The 19,693-nt window shown below is 61.0% G+C and carries 17 protein-coding genes, 3 tRNA genes and 1 riboswitch; of the genes, 17 read left to right on the forward strand and 3 right to left on the reverse strand.

What is annotated here, in order from left to right; translation table 11 throughout:
• Positions 1–75 precede the first annotated feature (75 nt).
• From argR to astE, 8 genes are all read left to right on the forward strand, one after another.
• A complete protein-coding gene (gene argR / locus AC1RL5_RS22165) occupies positions 76–1,056 on the forward strand; it encodes a transcriptional regulator ArgR (RefSeq protein ID WP_011062772.1) in 981 nt (326 codons plus the stop codon).
• Positions 1,057–1,418: 362 nt separating this feature from the next.
• Positions 1,419–2,639 carry an aspartate aminotransferase family protein gene (locus AC1RL5_RS22170; protein ID WP_011062771.1) on the forward strand — a complete coding sequence of 407 codons (1,221 nt, stop codon included), beginning with the start codon at positions 1,419–1,421 and terminating at the stop codon, positions 2,637–2,639.
• Positions 2,640–2,772: 133 nt separating this feature from the next.
• Positions 2,773–3,792, forward strand: a complete 1,020-nt coding sequence (aruF, locus tag AC1RL5_RS22175; protein WP_011062770.1) for an arginine/ornithine succinyltransferase subunit alpha — start codon at positions 2,773–2,775, stop codon at positions 3,790–3,792.
• A gap of 84 nt (positions 3,793–3,876) precedes the next feature.
• Positions 3,877–4,905, forward strand: coding sequence for an arginine N-succinyltransferase (gene astA / locus AC1RL5_RS22180; protein WP_011062769.1), 1,029 nt, complete (start codon positions 3,877–3,879; stop codon positions 4,903–4,905).
• A complete protein-coding gene (gene astD, locus AC1RL5_RS22185) occupies positions 4,902–6,368 on the forward strand; it encodes a succinylglutamate-semialdehyde dehydrogenase (protein ID WP_103289428.1) in 1,467 nt (488 codons plus the stop codon). The genes astA and astD overlap by 4 nt, the downstream gene beginning before the upstream one ends.
• Positions 6,369–6,504: 136 nt before the next feature.
• The gene (gene astB, locus AC1RL5_RS22190) at positions 6,505–7,851 is read left to right on the forward strand and encodes an N-succinylarginine dihydrolase (RefSeq protein WP_011062767.1); all 1,347 of its coding nucleotides are present in this window, start codon (positions 6,505–6,507) and stop codon (positions 7,849–7,851) included.
• Between the two features lie 56 nt (positions 7,852–7,907).
• Positions 7,908–8,195 carry a hypothetical protein gene (locus AC1RL5_RS22195; RefSeq protein WP_011062766.1) on the forward strand — a complete coding sequence of 96 codons (288 nt, stop codon included), beginning with the start codon at positions 7,908–7,910 and terminating at the stop codon, positions 8,193–8,195.
• Positions 8,196–8,208: 13 nt separating this feature from the next.
• On the forward strand, positions 8,209–9,219 hold the full coding sequence (astE, locus tag AC1RL5_RS22200) for a succinylglutamate desuccinylase (RefSeq protein WP_011062765.1): 1,011 nt from the start codon (positions 8,209–8,211) through the stop codon (positions 9,217–9,219).
• Between the two features lie 58 nt (positions 9,220–9,277).
• Here astE and AC1RL5_RS22205 read toward each other — a convergent pair whose 3' ends face one another.
• Positions 9,278–9,787 (reverse strand): 6,7-dimethyl-8-ribityllumazine synthase, encoded by a 510-nt coding sequence (locus AC1RL5_RS22205; RefSeq protein ID WP_011062764.1) that lies wholly within the window; start codon positions 9,785–9,787, stop codon positions 9,278–9,280.
• A 121-nt stretch (positions 9,788–9,908) separates the two neighbouring features.
• Positions 9,909–10,079: riboswitch (FMN riboswitch) on the reverse strand.
• Positions 10,080–10,297: 218 nt separating this feature from the next.
• Here AC1RL5_RS22205 and ltaE point away from each other — a divergent pair.
• From ltaE to mgtE, 8 genes are all read left to right on the forward strand, one after another.
• On the forward strand, positions 10,298–11,302 hold the full coding sequence (ltaE, locus tag AC1RL5_RS22210; protein ID WP_072450986.1) for a low-specificity L-threonine aldolase: 1,005 nt from the start codon (positions 10,298–10,300) through the stop codon (positions 11,300–11,302).
• Between the two features lie 146 nt (positions 11,303–11,448).
• A complete protein-coding gene (alaS, locus tag AC1RL5_RS22215) occupies positions 11,449–14,073 on the forward strand; it encodes an alanine--tRNA ligase (protein ID WP_072450713.1) in 2,625 nt (874 codons plus the stop codon).
• A gap of 97 nt (positions 14,074–14,170) precedes the next feature.
• Positions 14,171–15,412 (forward strand): aspartate kinase, encoded by a 1,242-nt coding sequence (locus AC1RL5_RS22220; protein ID WP_011062761.1) that lies wholly within the window; start codon positions 14,171–14,173, stop codon positions 15,410–15,412.
• A gap of 187 nt (positions 15,413–15,599) precedes the next feature.
• Positions 15,600–15,788: a carbon storage regulator CsrA gene (gene csrA, locus AC1RL5_RS22225; RefSeq protein WP_002554426.1), complete on the forward strand. Its 189-nt coding sequence runs from the start codon at positions 15,600–15,602 to the stop codon at positions 15,786–15,788.
• 62 nt (positions 15,789–15,850) lie between these two features.
• A tRNA-Ser gene (locus AC1RL5_RS22230) sits at positions 15,851–15,941 on the forward strand.
• 107 nt (positions 15,942–16,048) lie between these two features.
• Positions 16,049–16,125: transfer RNA gene (locus AC1RL5_RS22235), tRNA-Arg, on the forward strand.
• 72 nt (positions 16,126–16,197) lie between these two features.
• Positions 16,198–16,271: transfer RNA gene (locus AC1RL5_RS22240), tRNA-Arg, on the forward strand.
• A 426-nt stretch (positions 16,272–16,697) separates the two neighbouring features.
• Positions 16,698–18,140: a magnesium transporter gene (gene mgtE, locus AC1RL5_RS22245; protein ID WP_011062760.1), complete on the forward strand. Its 1,443-nt coding sequence runs from the start codon at positions 16,698–16,700 to the stop codon at positions 18,138–18,140.
• Between the two features lie 109 nt (positions 18,141–18,249).
• On the opposite strand, the gene AC1RL5_RS22250 is transcribed toward mgtE, so the two are convergent.
• Positions 18,250–18,576: an Arc family DNA-binding protein gene (locus AC1RL5_RS22250; RefSeq protein ID WP_003204761.1), complete on the reverse strand. Its 327-nt coding sequence runs from the start codon at positions 18,574–18,576 to the stop codon at positions 18,250–18,252.
• Positions 18,577–18,955: 379 nt separating this feature from the next.
• Here AC1RL5_RS22250 and phnN point away from each other — a divergent pair, with 379 nt between their 5' ends.
• Positions 18,956–19,537: a phosphonate metabolism protein/1,5-bisphosphokinase (PRPP-forming) PhnN gene (gene phnN, locus AC1RL5_RS22255; RefSeq protein ID WP_072450711.1), complete on the forward strand. Its 582-nt coding sequence runs from the start codon at positions 18,956–18,958 to the stop codon at positions 19,535–19,537.
• Here the strand turns inward: phnN and AC1RL5_RS22260 are convergent.
• Positions 19,512–19,691 (reverse strand): PA3371 family protein, encoded by a 180-nt coding sequence (locus AC1RL5_RS22260; protein WP_041119533.1) that lies wholly within the window; start codon positions 19,689–19,691, stop codon positions 19,512–19,514. The genes phnN and AC1RL5_RS22260 overlap by 26 nt on opposite strands.
• Positions 19,692–19,693: the final 2 nt, after the last annotated feature.

The raw sequence follows: 19,693 nt of genomic DNA on the forward strand, positions 1-19,693 counted from the left end.
ACCGCGCGCCAGATGGTCTAACTTGGTGCTGCCGCCCTTGGCTTCTCACCTTGTTTTCGTTTCGGATTGCCCGCCATGACTGCCCATCGAATTGGTTTCCTGATTTGGCCCAGCACTAAAGCCTTGACGCTGGCGCTGGCTGAGGAGGCCTTGCGTGTTGCCCAGCGGGTGCACCCGGAAGTGGTCTATGAGCTGGCTTTCCTGCAGGCTGAGGCCCCGGCCGAAGGCGCCTGGCAACTGCCGGGCGAGCCTTGGGCGGGCAAGCTGGAAGGTTGTCAGAAACTGTTCCTGCTGGCGGACGAGCCGCCGGCGCCGATGAGTTCCGGCTTGAGCAGTGCCCTCAAGCAGCTGGTGCGTGCCGGTTGTGTGATTGGTGGGTTGTCAGCCGGGGTTTACCCCTTGGCACAACTGGGTTTGCTCGATGGTTATCGGGCAGCGGTGCACTGGCGCTGGCAGGATGATTTCGCCGAGCGTTTTCCCAAGGTCATCGCCACCAGCCATCTGTTCGACTGGGACCGTGATCGCCTGACTGCGTGCGGTGGCATGTCGGTGCTGGACCTGCTGCTGGCGGTGCTGGCCCGGGATCATGGCGCCGAGCTGGCCGGTGCGGTGTCCGAGGAACTGGTGGTGGAGCGCATTCGTGAAGGTGGCGAGCGCCAGCGTATCCCGCTGCAAAATCGCCTGGGCTCCAGCCATCCGAAGCTGACCCAGGCAGTGCTGCTGATGGAGGCCAATATCGAGGAGCCGCTGACCACCGACGAGATTGCCCAGCACGTCTGTGTTTCCCGTCGTCAGTTGGAGCGGATCTTCAAGCAGTACCTGAACCGCGTGCCCAGCCAGTATTACCTGGAGCTGCGCCTGAACAAGGCCCGGCAGATGCTGATGCAGACCAGCAAGTCGATCATTCAGATCGGCCTGTCCTGTGGTTTTTCTTCCGGCCCGCACTTCTCCAGCGCTTACCGCAACTTCTTTGGCGCCACCCCGCGCGAAGATCGCAATCAGCGGCGCAGCAGCAGCCCGTTCGAACTCTCCTCCGTGCCTTCCGAGCGCGGCTGACCCCGTATTGTAGGAGCCGGCTTGCCGGCGAATCCCACAGGCCACCCGTTCGCCCGCAAAATCCCGTTCGACGCCCTCTTGTCGTAACGTCGATAACCTTTTCGAGATTTGGGGCTGCCCGCCACGTAACTACCTGGGTAATTACCTTGGGCAAATTGCCCGGCAAATCTGCCGCTGAGGCTGTGCGCAGTTTAAACTGCGCCTTTGCGACGCTATTTGTCGCATTGCCATAAACCCGCTTAAAACCTGGGTTGGCGCTATAAGAAGTTGTCGCTTGGCGACAAGGCCGGGCACAAAACTGTCCTTACAATCCCTCCATCGCTCGCCAGTTTCAGGCGGGTGTTCCTCTTCAGGAGACTCCGATGTCCGTTGAGCAAGCTCCGGTGCAACGCGCCGATTTCGACCAGGTGATGGTTCCCAACTACGCACCTGCGGCCTTCATTCCTGTGCGTGGCGCGGGGTCCCGAGTATGGGATCAGTCGGGTCGGGAACTGATCGACTTCGCCGGCGGCATCGCGGTCAACGTACTGGGCCACGCCCATCCGGCCCTGGTAGGCGCACTGACCGAGCAAGCGGGCAAACTGTGGCATGTGTCCAACGTCTTCACCAACGAGCCGGCCCTGCGCCTGGCCCACAAGCTGATCGACGCCACCTTCGCCGAGCGCGTGTTCTTCTGCAACTCCGGCGCAGAAGCCAACGAGGCCGCCTTCAAGCTGGCCCGTCGCGTGGCTCACGATCGTTTCGGCGCCGAGAAGTACGAAATCATCGCGGCCCTGAACAGCTTCCACGGCCGTACCCTGTTCACCGTGAACGTGGGTGGCCAGTCCAAGTACTCCGATGGCTTCGGTCCGAAGATCACCGGCATCACCCATGTGCCGTACAACGATCTGGCCGCCCTGAAAGCCGCGGTTTCCGACAAGACCTGCGCCGTGGTGCTGGAGCCGATCCAGGGCGAGGGCGGCGTGCTGCCGGCCGAGCTGGCCTACCTGCAAGGCGCCCGCGAGCTGTGCGACCAGCACAACGCGCTGCTGGTGTTCGACGAAGTGCAGACCGGCATGGGCCGCAGCGGCGAGCTGTTCGCCTATCAGCATTACGGCGTGACCCCGGACATCCTCACCAGCGCCAAGAGCCTGGGCGGCGGTTTCCCGATCGCGGCGATGCTGACCACCGAAGCGCTGGCCAAGCACCTGGTAGTCGGCACTCACGGCACCACCTACGGCGGCAATCCGCTGGCGTGTGCGGTGGCCGAGGCGGTGATCGACGTGATCAACACCCCACAGGTGCTCAATGGTGTGAAAGCCAAGCACGACCGCTTCAAGACCCGTCTGTTGCAGATCGGCGAGAAGTACGGCCTGTTCACTGAAGTCCGCGGCCTGGGCCTGTTGCTCGGCTGCGTGCTCAGCGAGGCCTGGAAGGGCAAGGCCAAGGACGTGTTCAACGCGGCCGAGAAAGAAGGCCTGATGATCCTGCAAGCCGGCCCTGACGTGGTGCGCTTCGCGCCGAGCCTGGTGGTCGAGGATGCCGATATCGACCAGGGCCTGGACCGCTTCGAGCGCGCCGTGGCGAAATTGACTCAAGCCTGATCCAGGGCGGCGGTGCTTCTCGGCGCCGGCCTTTGCGGCCGGCGTCGAGCCTAATTCCTGTGCCGGGCTATCCCGGCATTTTTTTCCCTGAGTCGGACGGTTTCCGACCTGTTTTAGAGTAAGGAGTGACACCATGCTGGTGATGCGCCCCGCGCAAATGGCTGATCTGGGCGAGGTACAGCGTCTGGCTGCAGACAGCCCGATTGGTGTCACCTCCTTGCCGGATGATGTGGATCGCCTGAGCGACAAGATCGCCGCAAGCGAGGCTTCGTTCGCCGCTGAAGTGAGCTTCAACGGTGAAGAGAGTTACTTTTTCGTCCTGGAAGACACCGACAGCGGCAAGCTGGTGGGCTGCTCGGCGATTGTCGCCTCGGCCGGCTACTCCGAGCCGTTCTACAGCTTTCGCAACGAAACCTTCGTCCACGCCTCCCGCGAGCTGAAGATCCACAACAAGATCCACGTCCTGTCCCAGTGCCACGACCTCACCGGCAACAGCCTGCTGACCAGTTTCTACGTGGTACCGGAGCTGGTGGGCTCGGCCTGGTCGGAGCTCAACTCCCGCGGCCGCCTGTTGTTCGTCGCCAGCCACCCGGAGCGCTTCGCCGATTCGGTGGTGACCGAGATCGTCGGCTACAGCGATGAGCATGGCGACTCGCCGTTCTGGGATGCCATCGGGCGCAACTTCTTCGACCTCAACTACGCCGAGGCCGAGCGCCTGTGCGGCCTGAAAAGCCGGACCTTCCTCGCCGAGCTGATGCCCCATTACCCGATCTACGTGCCGCTGCTGCCGGATGCGGCCCAGGAAGCCATGGGCCAGGTGCACCCGCGGGCACAGATCACCTTCGACATCTTGATGCGCGAAGGTTTTGAAACCGATCACTACATCGACATCTTCGACGGTGGCCCGACCTTGCATGCGCGGGTCTCGGGTATCCGCTCGATTGCCCAGAGCCGCGTGGTGCCGGTGAAGATCGGTGAAGCAGCCAAGGGCGGCGGCCGCCAGTACCTGGTCTCCAATGGCCAGTTGCAGGATTACCGCGCGGTGTTGCTGGAGCTGGATTACGCCCCGGGCAAACCGGTGACCCTGGACCTGCAAGCCGCCGAAGCCCTGGGCGTCGGCGAAGGCGCCAGCGTGCGCCTGGTGGCGGTTTAACGCCTGCTTTCACTACCTGGAAAGCAAGCCTAGAAGCAGCGAGTTTCGCGCAGGCCGCCAGCGGCCTGCGTCTGAGGAGATAGCATGATCGTTCGTCCCGTACGCAGCAGCGATTTACCCGCGCTGATCGACCTGGCCCGCAGCACCGGCACTGGCCTCACCACCTTGCCGGCCAACGAAGAGCGCCTGACCCACCGGGTCGGCTGGGCGGAAAAGACCTTTCGCGGTGAAGCCGAGCGCGGCGATGCGGACTACCTGTTCGTGCTGGAAGACGACAACGGCCGGGTGGTGGGCATTTCCGCCATCGCCGGCGCCGTCGGCCTGCGCGAGCCCTGGTACAACTTCCGGGTGGGCCTGACGGTCAGCGCCTCCCAGGAGCTGAACATCTACCGCGAGATCCCCACGCTGTTCCTGGCCAATGACCTGACCGGCAACTCCGAGCTGTGCTCGCTGTTCCTGCATGCCGATTACCGCACCGGCCTCAACGGCCGCATGCTGGCCAAGGCGCGGATGCTGTTCATCGCCGAGTTCCCGCAGCTGTTCGGCAACAAGATCATTGCCGAGATGAGGGGCATGTCCGACGAGAATGGCCGCTCGCCGTTCTGGGAAAGCCTGGGCCGGCACTTCTTCAAGATGGAGTTCAGCCAGGCCGACTACCTGACCGGCGTCGGCAACAAGGCCTTCATCGCCGAGCTGATGCCCAAGTTCCCGCTCTATACCTGTTTCCTGTCCGAAGATGCGCGCAACGTCATCGCCAAGGTCCACACCGACACCGAGCCGGCGCTGGCCATGCTCAAGAGCGAAGGCTTCAGCTACCAGGGCTATGTCGACATCTTCGACGCCGGCCCGGCGGTGGAGTGCGAGACCAGCAAGATCCGCGCAGTGCGTGACAGCCAGGCGCTGGTGCTGGCCATCGGCACCCCGGGCGACGACGCCACGCCGTTCCTGATCCACAACCGCAAGCGCGAGGACTGCCGCATCACCGCGGCACCGGCGCGCTTTGCCGCCGGCACCCTGGTGGTCGATCCCCTGACCGCCAAGCGCCTGCAACTCAACGCCGGCGACCAGGTCCGCGCGGTTCCGCTGTCTGCTTCTCGGGAGTCGAAACAATGAGCACGCTGTACATTGCCGGCCAATGGCTGGCCGGTCAGGGCGAGGCCTTCACCTCGGTCAATCCGGTGACCCAGGCGGTCATCTGGTCGGGTAACGGTGCTACTGCCGCACAAGTGGACAGCGCCGTGCAGGCTGCCCGCCAGGCGTTTCCGGCCTGGGCCAAGCGTTCCCTGGAAGAGCGCATCAGCGTGCTCGAAGCCTTTGCCGCCAGCCTGAAGAGCCGTGCCGACGAATTGGCCCGCTGCATTGGCGAGGAAACCGGCAAGCCGCTGTGGGAAGCTGCCACCGAAGTCACCAGCATGGTCAACAAGATCGCCATCTCGGTGCAGAGCTACCGCGAGCGTACCGGCGAGAAGAGCGGCCCGCTGGGCGACGCCACCGCCGTGCTGCGGCACAAGCCCCACGGTGTGGTGGCGGTGTTCGGCCCCTACAACTTCCCTGGCCACCTGCCTAACGGGCACATCGTTCCCGCTTTGCTGGCCGGTAACAGCGTGCTGTTCAAACCCAGCGAGCTGACGCCGAAAGTCGCCGAGCTGACGGTGCAGTGCTGGATCGAAGCCGGCCTGCCGGCCGGTGTGCTGAACCTGCTGCAAGGCGCTCGGGAAACCGGCATCGCCCTGGCGGCCAATCCGGGTATCGATGGGTTGTTCTTCACCGGTTCCAGCCGTACCGGCAATCACCTGCACCAGCAGTTCGCCGGGCGCCCGGACAAGATCCTGGCCCTGGAAATGGGCGGCAACAACCCCCTGGTGGTGGAGCAGGTCGCCGACCTGGACGCTGCGGTGTACACCATCATCCAGTCGGCCTTTATCTCGGCTGGCCAGCGTTGCACCTGCGCGCGGCGCTTGCTGGTGCCGCAAGGCGCCTGGGGTGACACGTTGCTGGCGCGCCTGGTGGCGGTCAGCGCAACCATCGAGGTCGGCGCGTTTGACCAGCAGCCTGCGCCGTTCATGGGCTCGGTGATCTCCCTGGGCGCCGCCCGCGCACTGATGGATGCGCAGCAGCAGCTGTTGGCCAACGGCGCCGTAGCCTTGCTGGAAATGACCCAGCCCCAGGCCCAGGCCGCCTTGCTGACCCCGGGCATCCTGGACGTTAGCGCCGTGGCCGAGCGCCCTGATGAGGAACTGTTCGGGCCGTTGCTGCAAGTGATCCGCTACGCTGATTTCGATGACGCGATCGCCGAGGCCAACAACACTCAGTACGGCCTGGCAGCCGGTCTGTTGTCGGACTCCGCCGAGCGCTACCAGCAGTTCTGGCTGGAAAGTCGAGCAGGTATCGTCAACTGGAACAAGCAGTTGACCGGCGCCGCCAGCAGCGCGCCATTCGGTGGCGTGGGGGCCTCGGGCAACCATCGGGCCAGTGCCTATTACGCGGCGGACTACTGCGCGTACCCGGTGGCTTCCCTGGAAACCCCGAGCCTGGTGCTGCCGAGCGCATTGACGCCGGGTGTGCGCCTGTCCTGATTGGCGTGGCCTTTTCGCCGGCAAGCCGGCTCCTGCAGATCTGTGCAGGAGCCGACTTGCCGGCGAACGAGCGCAGCGCGTTCGCCATGTGTAGATATCGATTGCCTATAACAAACAGATTCGTGGAGCCTCGCTGATGAAATCCTATGAAGTCAATTTTGACGGGCTAGTGGGGCCGACCCATAACTACGGCGGCCTGTCCTACGGCAACGTTGCCTCCCAGAGCAACAGCCAGCAGGGCTCCAATCCCAGGGAAGCGGCGCTGCAAGGCCTGGCGAAAATGAAAGCGCTGATGGAAATGGGCTTTCAGCAAGGCGTGCTCGCCCCGCAAGAGCGCCCGGACGTGGCCGCCCTGCGCAACCTGGGTTTTGCCGGAACAGACGCCCAAGTCATCCAGCAGGCCGCCAAGCAGGCGATGCCATTGCTGGTCGCCAGTTGCTCGGCATCGAGCATGTGGGTGGCCAACGCCGCCACGGTCAGCCCCAGTGCCGACACCGCCGATGGCCGTGTGCACTTCACTGCCGCCAACCTCAACTGCAAATACCACCGCAGCATCGAGCACCCCACCACCAGCCGCGTGCTGGGGGCCATGTTCGCCGACCAGAAGCATTTCGCCCATCACGCGGCCCTGCCGGCGGTAGCGCAGTTCGGCGACGAAGGGGCCGCCAACCACACGCGCTTCTGCCGTGACTATGGGCAGGCCGGCGTGGAGTTCTTCGTCTTCGGTCGCAGTGCTTTCGATACTCGCTACCCGGCACCGCAGAAGTACCCGGCGCGCCAGACCCTGGAAGCTTCCCAGGCCGTCGCCAGGTTGCATGGCCTGAGCGAGGAAGGGGTGGTCTATGCCCAGCAGAACCCTTCGGTGATCGACCAGGGCGTGTTCCACAACGACGTGATCGCGGTGGGCAATGGCGAGGTGTTGTTCTATCACGAGGACGCCTTCCTCGAGACCGATAAGATGCTCGCCGAGTTGCAGGGCAAGCTGGGCAAGCGCGGGGGCAACTTCCAGTCGATCTGCGTGCCGCGTTCGCAGGTGACGGTGGAAGATGCCGTGCGCTCCTACCTGTTCAACAGCCAGTTGCTGTCACGCGCCGACGGCTCGATGCTGCTGATCGTGCCCGAGGAATGCCGCGGCAACGAGCGGGTCTGGCAGTACCTGCAAAGCCTCACCAGCTCTGGCGGGCTGATTCGTGAAGTGAAGGTCTTCGACCTCAAGCAGAGCATGCAGAACGGCGGTGGCCCGGCGTGCCTGCGCTTGCGCGTGGCGCTCAAGGAAACCGAGCTGGCGGCGGTCAATCCTGGGGTTATCATGACCGCGCCGTTGTACGACACCCTGACCCAATGGGTCGGCAAGCACTATCGCGACCGCCTGAGCGAAAGCGACCTGGCGGACCCGCAACTGCTGCTTGAGTGCCGGACGGCACTGGATGAACTGACGCAAATCCTTAAACTGGGCGCGGTTTATCCCTTCCAGATCAATTGAAAGCCAGCGCCCGGCGATCCCGGGCGCGCAGCTTTACCCCAGATGAGAACCGACCCATGAGCGATACCCTGCAGCTGATCCTTGAAGACACCGACGGCACTCAGCTGGAAACGTCCTGCACCCGCTTCGCCGTGCTGTGGCAGGGCAAGGAAGTGTGGATCCAGCAGGACGGCCGCGGCCAGCTGCTGATCGGCGTGGATGTGGAAGAAGGCGATGCGGAATACGCCAGCCTGCTGCTGCGCCCACTGGCGACCAACCTGGTCAGCCTGCAACTGGAAATGGAGCCGGCCGATGCCGGTGACGATGATCACGTGCACGGCCCTGACTGCGGCCACGCCCACTAAGGAAGTCCGCTCTATGCTCGCCCTCGGCAAACTGCTTGAACTGACCCTCGCCGGCCGTGAACCGGCGGAGAAGACTCAACTGACTGTCGACGGCGTGCGCATGCGCTGGCTGAGCGAGGGGGCGCTGGAAGTGCGGCCGCCCGAGGCTCGCGATAACGGCCTGGACCTGCTGCTGTCAGCGGGAATCCATGGCAACGAGACGGCTCCCATCGAGCTGCTCGACCGCTTGTTGCATGACATCGCCCGGGGCGATCTGAAGCCCCGCGCACGTATCCTGTTCCTGTTCGGCAACCCCGAGGCCATGCGCCGCGGCGAGCGTTTTGTCGAACAGGACGTCAACCGGCTATTCAATGGCCGGCATGAATCGAGCAGTGGTTTCGAAGCCCTGCGCGCTTGTGAATTGGAGCGACTGGCGGCGAGCTTCTTCAGCCAGCCCGATCGCCAGCGCCTGCACTACGACCTGCACACGGCAATCCGCGGCTCGAAGATCGAGCAGTTTGCCCTGTACCCATGGAAGGACGGGCGTCAGCATTCACGTCGCGAGCTGGCCCGCCTGCGGGCTGCCGGTATGGAAGCGGTGCTGTTGCAGAACAAGCCCTCCATCGTCTTCAGTGCCTACACCTACGATCAGCTGGGGGCCGAGTCCTTCACCCTGGAGTTGGGCAAGGCACGGCCATTCGGGCAGAACCAGGGGGTCAATGTCGAACGCCTGGAAACCCGGCTCAAGCAGATCATCGACGGTAGCGAACCACCTGCGGAGCAGGACAGCCTCGACGGGTTGCAGTTGTTCAGCGTGGCTCGGGAAGTCATCAAGCACAGCGACAGCTTCCACCTGCATCTGCCGGCAGACATCGAGAACTTTTCCGAACTGGAAGTGGGTTACCTGCTGGCCGAGGATATCGCCCAGACCCGCTGGGTCATCGAGGAGACGGGGGCACGGATCATTTTCCCCAATCCCAAGGTGAAGAACGGCTTGCGCGCAGGGATTCTGATTGTGCCGGCCACGGCCGACGGCCTGGCCTGAGGTTCGCCGGCAAGCCGGGCCCCCGCAGGAGCCGGCCTGCCGGCGATACCGCTAACGCTTAAACCGCTACCGCACGCTGCTCGTTACGGCGCAGGGCGCGGACCTTCTGCAGGGTGTCGGCACAGGTTCTTGCCGCTTCCTGGCCTTTGTGCACGAAGTGCTCGAAGAAGAACTTCTGATGCTCTTCACCCGCATGGAAATGATGCGGGGTCAGCACCACCGAGAAGACCGGCACTTCGGTTTCCAGTTGCACTTGCATCAGGCCGCTGATGACCGACTGGGCGACGAACTCGTGACGGTAGATGCCACCGTCCACCACCAGGCCGGCAGCAACGATCCCGGTATAACGACCGGATTTGGCCAGCAGTTTGGCGTGCAGCGGGATTTCGAAGGCGCCGCCGACTTCGAAGAAGTCGATATCGGATTCCTGATAGCCCTGGGCGAGCATTTCAGTGACGAAGCCCTGACGGCTCTGATCGACGATTTCCTTGTGCCAGCAGGCCTGGATAAAGGCGACGCGCTCGTTGGGGTGGTGTTTGCTTTTGCTATCGATTGCAGTGGGTTGCATCTGTTCTGACTCCTGTTTGTGTGAAAAACAGGGCATATATGAATCGAATGGGATTTAAGGGTGCGCGCAGAACGGTCGTGGATTTCCCACGAACTGCCCGGCAACGGCCCTTTGGCGCCAATCCCGTTCTCTCTTCATCCGGACTATGACCGTCGGCCCCGGAATCACACCGGGTCTGCTGACCTTGTCGTCACCTGTGGCCAAGCCACCGGTCTCGCCAAGCGCTCGCGGGCTATGCGCATTGCACGCAATTACCGCCGGTGGGGAATTGCACCCCGCCCTGAGAACGTTTGCCCGCAATTTTTCGCGGGCGGTGAGTTTTTAACACAGATCCTCGCGAGACGCATCGCACCTTTTGGATAATTCTCATCGGATTTTTCAACGCCAGACTCAGGCTTTTCTACAGTTGTTGCTTGATTATTGCCGGCCATGGCCGCAGTTTCGTTTCGAAAGGGAGTTCCCCCTGTTCAAGAGCGGACCTTGCAGGTCCCACAGCCGAGGCCAGATGTGATGAGCGTGATCGATCTTCGTAGTGACACCGTGACCCAGCCGACCCCTGGCATGCTCGATGCCATGGCCAGTGCGCCCACCGGGGATGATGTGTACGGCGAAGATCCGACAGTCAATCGGTTGGAAGGTGAATTGGCGCGGCGCCTGGGTTTTGCTGCGGCGCTGTTCGTGCCCTCGGGCACCATGAGCAACCTGCTGGCTTTGATGGCTCACTGTGAGCGGGGCGACGAGTACATCGTCGGGCAGCAGGCCCATACCTATAAATATGAAGGCGGGGGCGCGGCGGTACTCGGCTCTATCCAGCCCCAGCCACTGGAATTGCAGGCTGACGGTTCGCTGGACCTTGTCCAGGTGGCTGCGGCCATCAAGCCCGATGACTTTCATTTTGCCCGCACCCGCCTGCTGGCCCTGGAAAACACCATGCAGGGCAAGGTGCTGCCCTTGGCCTACCTGGCCCAGGCGCGGGCCTTTACCCGGGAACACGGGCTGGCCCTGCATCTGGATGGCGCGCGGCTGTACAACGCAGCGGTCAAGCTGGGGGTGGATGCACGGGTGATTGCCGAGCATTTCGACTCGGTGTCGGTGTGCCTGTCCAAAGGTCTTGGTGCGCCGGTGGGCTCGGTGCTGTGTGGCTCGGTGGAACTGATCGCCAAGGCCCGGCGCCTGCGCAAGATGGTCGGTGGCGGCATGCGCCAGGCAGGCGGTTTGGCGGCAGCGGGGCTGTATGCCCTGGACCATCAGGTACAGCGTCTGGCTGACGACCACGCCCATGCACAATTGCTGGCCGATGGCCTGCGGCGGTTGGGCTACAGTGTCGAGCCGGTGCAGACCAACATGGTGTATGTAGAGATGGGGGACCGGGCCGAGGCGCTCAAGGCGTTCGCCGCCGAGCGCGGGATCAAGCTCAGCGCCGCATCACGGTTGCGTCTGGTCACTCATCTGGACGTCAGCGCCGGGCAAATCGAGCACGTGCTGAGCACTTTTGCCGAGTTTTCCCGTAACTGACAGTGTTCTCCGTCCAATTGACTGTTTGTATCGTACAAACACGCTGTACCTAGTGATTAACGCCGATATAATGCGGCCCTTTGCCGTCGTTTCGTCTGTTGACGTTGCGCACAGGCCTTTGGCCGCAGTCTCCGTGGAAGAACCTAATGAAAAGCGCAGAAATCCGTGAAGCCTTCCTCCGCTTCTTCGAAGAGCAAGGCCACACCCGTGTAGCCTCCAGCTCCTTGATCCCAGGCAACGACCCCACCCTGCTGTTCACCAACGCGGGGATGAACCAGTTCAAGGATTGCTTTCTGGGGCAGGAAAAGCGCGCCTATACCCGCGCTGTCAGCAGCCAGAAGTGCGTCCGCGCCGGCGGCAAGCACAACGACCTGGAAAACGTCGGTTACACCGCTCGTCACCACACCTTCTTCGAAATGCTGGGTAACTTCAGCTTCGGTGACTACTTCAAGCGTGATGCGATCACCTTCGCCTGGACCTTCCTGACCTCCGACAAGTGGCTCAACCTGCCCAAGGAAAAGCTCTGGGTCACGGTGTATGCCACCGACGACGAGGCCTACGACATCTGGACCAAGGAAGTCGGTGTACCCGCCGAGCGCATGGTGCGTATCGGCGACAACAAGGGTGCGCCTTACGCGTCCGACAACTTCTGGACCATGGGCGATACCGGCCCGTGCGGCCCTTGCACCGAGATTTTCTACGATCACGGCGCCGATATCTGGGGCGGCCCGCCCGGCTCGCCGGAAGAGGACGGCGACCGTTACATCGAAATCTGGAACAACGTGTTCATGCAGTTCAACCGCACCGCCGATGGTGTGTTGCACCCGCTGCCCGCGCCGTCGGTGGACACCGGCATGGGCCTGGAGCGGATCAGCGCGGTGCTGCAGCACGTGCACTCGAACTATGAGATCGACCTGTTCCAGAGCTTGCTGGATGCGGCAGCCAAGGCCATCGGCTGCACCAACGATGCCCAGGCTTCGCTGAAAGTGGTGGCGGACCATATTCGTTCCTGCGGCTTCCTGATTGCCGACGGCGTACTGCCGTCCAACGAAGGCCGTGGCTATGTGCTGCGCCGGATCATTCGCCGCGCTTGCCGTCACGGCAACAAACTGGGCGCCAAGGGCAGCTTCTTCTATCAGATCGTTGCCGCCCTGGTTGCCGAGATGGGCGAAGCCTTCCCGGAGCTGAAGTCCCAGCAGGCGCACATCGAGCGTGTGCTTAAAGCCGAAGAAGAGCAGTTCGCCAAGACCTTGGAGCAGGGCTTGAAGATCCTCGAGCAGGACCTGGCCGAGCTCAAGGGCACGGTGGTGCCGGGCGACGTGGTGTTCAAGCTGTACGACACCTACGGTTTCCCGATGGACCTGACTGGCGATATCGCCCGCGAGCGCAACCTGACTCTCGACGAGGAAGGCTTCGAGCGCGAAATGGAAGCCCAGCGTGTGCGTGCCCGCTCCGCCAGTTCTTTCGGCATGGACTACAACAGCCTGGTCAAGGTCGACGTGGCTACCGAGTTCACCGGTTACCACGCCACCAGCGGTTCGGCGAAAGTGGTTGCTCTTTATAAGGAAGGACAATCGGTCGACGTGCTGAGCGAAGGCGAAGAGGGTGTGGTGGTTCTTGACCAGACCCCGTTCTATGCCGAATCCGGCGGCCAGATCGGTGACTGCGGTTATCTTCAGGCTGGCAACGCGCGTTTCGACGTGCGCGACACCACCAAGACCGGCGGTGCCTTCCTGCACCATGGCGTGCTGGCCAAGGGTAGCCTGACTGTTGGTGCGCCGGTTGAAACCCAGGTCGACGCGCAAGTGCGCCACGCGACCTCGCTGAACCACTCGGCCACCCACTTGCTGCACGCTGCGCTGCGTCAGGTATTGGGCGAGCACGTACAGCAGAAGGGCTCGCTGGTGGACAGCCAGCGCCTGCGTTTCGACTTCAGCCACTTCGAGGCGATCAAGCCCGAGCAGATCAAGGCGCTGGAAGACATCGTCAACGCCGAGATTCGCAAGAACACCCCGGTGGAAACCGAAGAAACGGATATCGATACCGCCAAGAAGAAGGGCGCCATGGCGCTGTTCGGCGAGAAGTACGGCGACAGCGTGCGCGTACTGAGCATGGGCGGCGACTTCTCGGTAGAACTGTGTGGCGGTATCCACGCCAACCGTACCGGCGATATCGGCTTGCTGAAAATTACCAGCGAAGGCGGTGTGGCTTCCGGCGTGCGTCGTATCGAGGCAGTGACTGGTGCTGCGGCCCTGGCGTACCTGAATGCGGCGGAAGAACAACTCAAGGAAGCGGCGACCCTGGTCAAGGGTAGCCGCGACAACCTGATCGACAAGCTGTCGGCAGTGCTGGAACGCAACCGCTTGCTGGAGAAGCAACTCGAGCAGTTGCAGGCCAAGGCTGCAAGCGCCGCGGGCGATGATCTGTCCGCTCAGGCGGCAGACGTCAAGGGCGTGAAAGTGCTGGCTGCGCGTCTCGACGGCCAGGACGGCAAGGCGCTGCTGGCGCTGGTGGATCAGTTGAAAAACAAACTCGGCCGCGCAGTGATCCTGCTCGGCAGTGTCCATGAGGAAAAGGTCGTACTGGTTGCCGGTGTAACCAAGGACCTGACTGGCCAACTCAAAGCCGGTGATTTGATGAAGCAAGCCGCTGCGGCAGTGGGCGGGAAGGGCGGTGGTCGTCCAGACATGGCGCAGGGCGGCGGTGTTGATGCCGCTGCACTGGATGCCGCGCTGGCCCTGACCGTGCCATTTGTCGAGCAGGGTATTTAAGGCGCCGAGCCGGGCCCGTCGTCTAGTGGCGGGTCCTTGCGCTGTGCAGTTTGATTGTTTAACGGGCGCCCCTTTACGGGCTGAGGCGGCTTAGAAAATGGCTTTGATCGTACAGAAATTTGGAGGCACCTCGGTCGGCTCTGTCGAGCGGATCGAGCAGGTCGCCGACAAGGTGAAGAAGTTCCGCGAAGCCGGCGATGACCTGGTGATCGTGCTGTCGGCGATGAGTGGCGAAACCAACCGCCTGATCGATCTGGCCAAGCAGATCAGTGGCGAAGCCAAACCGGTTCCCCGTGAGCTGGATGTGATCGTCTCCACCGGCGAGCAAGTGACTATCGCGTTGCTGGCCATGGCGTTGATCAAGCGCGGTGTTCCGGCGGTGTCCTATACCGGTAACCAGGTGCGCATCCTAACCGACAGCGCTCACAATAAAGCGCGAATCCTGCAGATTGATGATCAGAAGATTCGTGGCGATCTGAAAGCCGGTCGTGTGGTAGTGGTTGCTGGTTTCCAGGGCGTTGACGAGCACGGCAACATCACCACCCTGGGGCGTGGTGGTTCCGACACCACCGGTGTGGCGCTGGCGGCGGCTCTGAAGGCCGATGAGTGCCAGATCTATACCGATGTCGACGGCGTCTACACCACCGATCCACGGGTTGTGCCCAAGGCTCAGCGCCTGGACAAGATCACCTTTGAAGAGATGCTGGAAATGGCCAGTCTCGGTTCCAAGGTGCTGCAGATCCGTGCGGTCGAGTTTGCTGGCAAGTACAACGTTCCGCTGCGCGTTCTGCACAGCTTTCAGGAGGGTCCGGGCACCCTCATTACTATTGATGAAGAGGAATCCATGGAACAGCCGATCATTTCCGGCATCGCTTTCAACCGCGATGAAGCCAAGCTGACTATCCGTGGCGTGCCAGACAATCCTGGCGTGGCCTTCAAGATCCTTGGCCCGATCAGCGCGGCGAACATTGAAGTCGACATGATCGTGCAGAACGTTTCGCACGATAACACCACCGACTTCACCTTCACCGTGCACCGCAATGACTACCTGGCGGCCCAGACCGTGCTGGAGAACACCGCACGTGAAATCGGTGCCCGCGAAGTGGTAGGCGACACGGACATTGCCAAGGTATCGATCGTTGGTGTCGGCATGCGCTCCCACGCGGGCGTTGCCAGCCGCATGTTCGAGGCCCTGGCTAAAGAGAGCATCAACATCCAGATGATCTCCACTTCTGAAATCAAGGTTTCGGTGGTGATCGAGGAGAAGTACCTGGAGTTGGCGGTACGTGCGCTGCACACCGCTTTCGAGCTCGACGCTCCGGCCCGACAGGGCGAGTGATGCGTGTTTGAAAGGGCGCGGTCTGACCGCGCCCTTTGTGTTTTTGATCGGCACGGGAGAAAACTGTTCTTTTGCCCGTGCTAGTCAATACTTAGGCGTGTAGGACTGCAGCCGACCCGGTTGTAGGCCAACACCCTTTTTTTTGCAGACTGTAGTCCCTGAAAATGTAATGCGTGAGGAGAAAGGTATGCTGATTCTGACTCGTCGGTGCGCAGAAAGCCTGATCATTGGTGATGGCGAGATCACTGTGACCGTGCTCGGCGTCAAAGGTAATCAAGTGCGTATTGGTGTCAACGCCCCCAAAGAAGTGGCGGTTCACCGTGAGGAAATTTACCTGCGGATTAAGAAAGAGAAGGACGAAGAACCAAGCCATTAATTTTTATCGTTTTTTTTGTTTGCAAACGGGGAGAAAGCTGGTTAATATACGCCCCGTGTTGCGGAGAGCTGGCCGAGTGGCCGAAGGCGCTCCCCTGCTAAGGGAGTACACCTCAAAAGGGTGTCGGGGGTTCGAATCCCCCGTTCTCCGCCATTATTTGCTTAGTACGTTGTAATCTGGCTTCTTCTGTAAGTTGTTGAAATTACTAGAAAAAGTGCTTTACAAAAAGATTTAACGGCCTATAATGCGCGGCAACAAATGCACTCGTAGCTCAGCTGGATAGAGTACTCGGCTACGAACCGAGCGGTCACAGGTTCGAATCCTGTCGAGTGCACCATTTAAGAGTTAGTTACAGTTATGTAGTTAACTTGGCTTCAACCAGTTGTGGTCTGGTCTAAAAACACAAAATGCACTCGTAGCTCAGCTGGATAGAGTACTCGGCTACGAACCGAGCGGTCACAGGTTCGAATCCTGTCGAGTGCGCACCATACACCAGGAAGCCCGCATCGAAAGATGCGGGCTTTTTGCTTTCTGCCTTTTTTATCCTCCTTTATCTCTTTTGCCCTCCTGGGCTGGAACGGCTTTGCCCGGCGGAAGTCGAATGCAATGCCTGTGAGCCTGTCTCTCCGACTTTTTTCCTGTGCTGTGTGTTTTCTTTTTCTGTCGAGGCGTCGCAGTCTCATAGATTCGGACGTTGCTCAGCTTTATGCCGCAAGCGCTTGTTCTTGCCGCGATTTTTTAACGTTTAAAACCGTCAAGCGGTGTATGATTGCGCCCGTCAGCCCCGCCGGGGCTTGTGGAATACCTCCATGGACTTACCCAGTAGTTACTCAGTATCCCGTTTTAACAATCATGAATTGACTGATTGATCCTTCCGGCGTGCTCCTCTGCTGGGAGTGGAGTTCGCCTATGACCGAAGTAGAAGTAAAGAAAACGCAGGAAAGCCTGCAAGACCGCCTGGCTCAAGTCGTTGAACTGCTGCAGCGCCAGCGAGTAGTTGAAGACCTGACGCACCGTCAGGAAGGCCATCATCATGACCGGGTCGAGAACCTGGTCCATCGGCAGAACCTCGTCGAGTTGCAACGCAAGCTCGATGATCTGCACTCTGCTGACGTCGCCTACATCCTTGAAGCCTTGCCTCTGGAAGAGCGTCTGACCGTCTGGCAGTTGGTCAAGGCTGAGCGTGACGGCGACATCCTCCTCGAAGTATCCGATTCCGTACGTGAAACCCTGATCGCCGACATGGACGATCACGAGCTCCTGGCTGCCGCCAAGGAGATGGACGCTGACGAACTTGCTGACCTGGCCCCCGAGCTGCCGCGAGACGTCGTCCATGAGCTGATGGAGGCTCTCGACGGTCAGCAGCGTGAGCGCGTTCGCTCCGCGCTGTCCTATGACGAGGAGCAGGTCGGTGCGCTGATGGACTTCGAGATGGTGACCATCCGCGAGGATGTCAGCCTGGAAGTGGTCCTGCGTTATTTGCGTCGCCTGAAAGAATTGCCAAGCCACACCGACAAACTGTTCGTGGTGGACTACGACGGCGTGCTCAAAGGGGTGTTGCCGATCAAACGTCTGCTGGTCAATGACCCGGACAAGCAGGTCGCTGAGGTCATGGCCAGTGATCCGGTGAGTTTTCACCCGGATGAAGACGCCTACGACGCGGCTCAGGCGTTTGAGCGTTATGACCTGATTTCGGCCCCTGTGGTCGACAAGAACGACAAGTTGATCGGCCGTTTGACCATCGACGAAATGGTCGACCTGATTCGTGAGGAAAGTGAGACCGAAGTCCTCAACATGGCCGGTCTGCGGGAAGAGGAAGACATCTTCGCCTCGGTCTGGAAATCCCTGCGCAACCGTTGGGCCTGGCTGGCGATCAATCTGATTACCGCGTTTGTCGCGTCCCGGGTGATTGGCCTGTTCGAGGGCTCGATTGAAAAGCTGGTGGCGTTGGCGGCCCTGATGCCCATCGTTGCGGGTATCGGTGGCAACTCGGGTAATCAGACCATCACTATGATTGTCCGGGCAATGGCCCTGGACCAGGTGAGCACTGGCAATACCTCGCGCTTGATGCGTAAAGAGCTGGCAGTAGCCCTGATCAATGGCCTGGTCTGGGGTGGGGTGATCGGTGTCGTGGCGTACATGCTCTACGGGAGCTGGTCGCTGGGGGTGGTCATGACCGCTGCCATGACCTTGAACCTGCTGCTGGCGGCGCTGATGGGGGTTCTGATCCCCATGACCCTGGCGCGCCTGGGGCGTGATCCGGCGATGGGCGCTAGCGTGATGATCACCGCCATGACTGACAGCGGCGGCTTTTTCATCTTTCTCGGCCTGGCGACCATTTTCCTGCTTTGAGCCGTTTTTCCCTGTTGGTTACCGACGAAGCGCCTAAATGGCGCTTCGCTGCTTTTGGCGGGGCAAAAAAAAGCCAGCGACTAGGCTGGCTTGAGCTTGCGAGATGCAATCAGGTGGCGTCTGCGGCCATTTCGGCGTCATGGGCGATCAGCGAAACCAAAGCGTTTTGCTGGCGATGTGAGAGTTGGCGGAAACGTTGAAGCAGTTCGCGCTCATGCAAGGACAGTTCGGGGCTGTCCAGGCGCATGCTCAGCTCTTCACCCAAGGCGCCTTCCTGAATAAGACTCTGTTCCAGGCGCGCGATGATTTCGGAGTTCATGCTGCGGTGATGATTGCGAGCCACCTCGGCAATGCGTTCACGCATCCCGTCGGGTAGACGTACGACGAACTTGTCAGCCGTACGGCTGGAATAAATTGCCTGTTTCAATGGGCGCATATATTTAACCGGTTAGTTCAGGGGGAGCGGTTCTCGGAATTGGCCGCGGGCTGTCTTTTAGGACAAGCCTGAATGCCAAATGTTCAACCTGAATTGTTAAGAGGCCCGCATCATGCCTCAAAATTGCCAGATCCTTGGCGTCAATTCTGTGACAAATATTGAACTGGATAAAGGCGTTATGCCAGCACCAATTATCAGAAATGCGGACTGGTTTGAAAAGTTCGTCGGGTCCGCGTTAGTGGCCGCACTCTCCCATCCTGCGGGAGTGTCAGTGCACCGACGAAGGTGCATGCTATGCGGATGAAAGTGTAATCCCTACCTGTCAGAGGATAGTGGCAAATGGCCGATTTACTAGTTGTGCTCTGCGGAGCAGCCACCCATGCCGGGTAGGTTGATCTACTTGATGGGGCCTTCAGGGGCCGGCAAGGATAGCCTGATTGATGCGGCCCGGCAGCCTTTAAGTGCGTTGGGCTGTGAAGTGGCAAGAAGGGTGATCACGCGCTCTGCCGAGTCGGTGGGAGAGGAGGCGATTGAGGTCACCGCCGAGGAGTTCGCGGGACGAGTAGGCCGGGGGGATTTCGCTTTGTTCTGGCAGGCCAATGGCCTGGGTTATGGGATTCCCGTGGTGATCGATAGCTGGTTGGCGCAGGGGCGCAATGTCCTGGTCAACGGGTCCAGAGGCTATCTGTCCAGGGCGCGAGCTCGGTATCCCGATCTGATTCCGATAGTTCTGACGGTTGATAACGAAGTATTACGCCGTCGCTTGCTGCGTCGGGCCAGGGAAAGCCTGCCGGAGATAGAAGAGCGCCTGCAGCGTAATGAACAGTTTGCCCATGCCGGCTGGCTGGATGAGGAGGGAGTGGTTCGCCTGGATAATTCTGCCGAATTACAGGTTACCTTGAGGCGCCTCTTAGACATATTGCAAGAGCACGGTATCAGCGCAATACAGGGTCGAACTTGATCTTGCGGCCAGCCAGCAGTGCCAGCAGAAACAGGCCGAACAGTGAGCCGCTGATGATCAGTGGCGCGCTGCCCAGAGGTTCTTCAGGCAGGAACACAGCGGCAATGGCGCTGAGTAGCGTCAGAACAAGCAGGCTTTTGGCAGCGGTGGACATAA

Source organism: Pseudomonas sp. GW822-FHT06D10 (genome assembly GCF_058799535.1).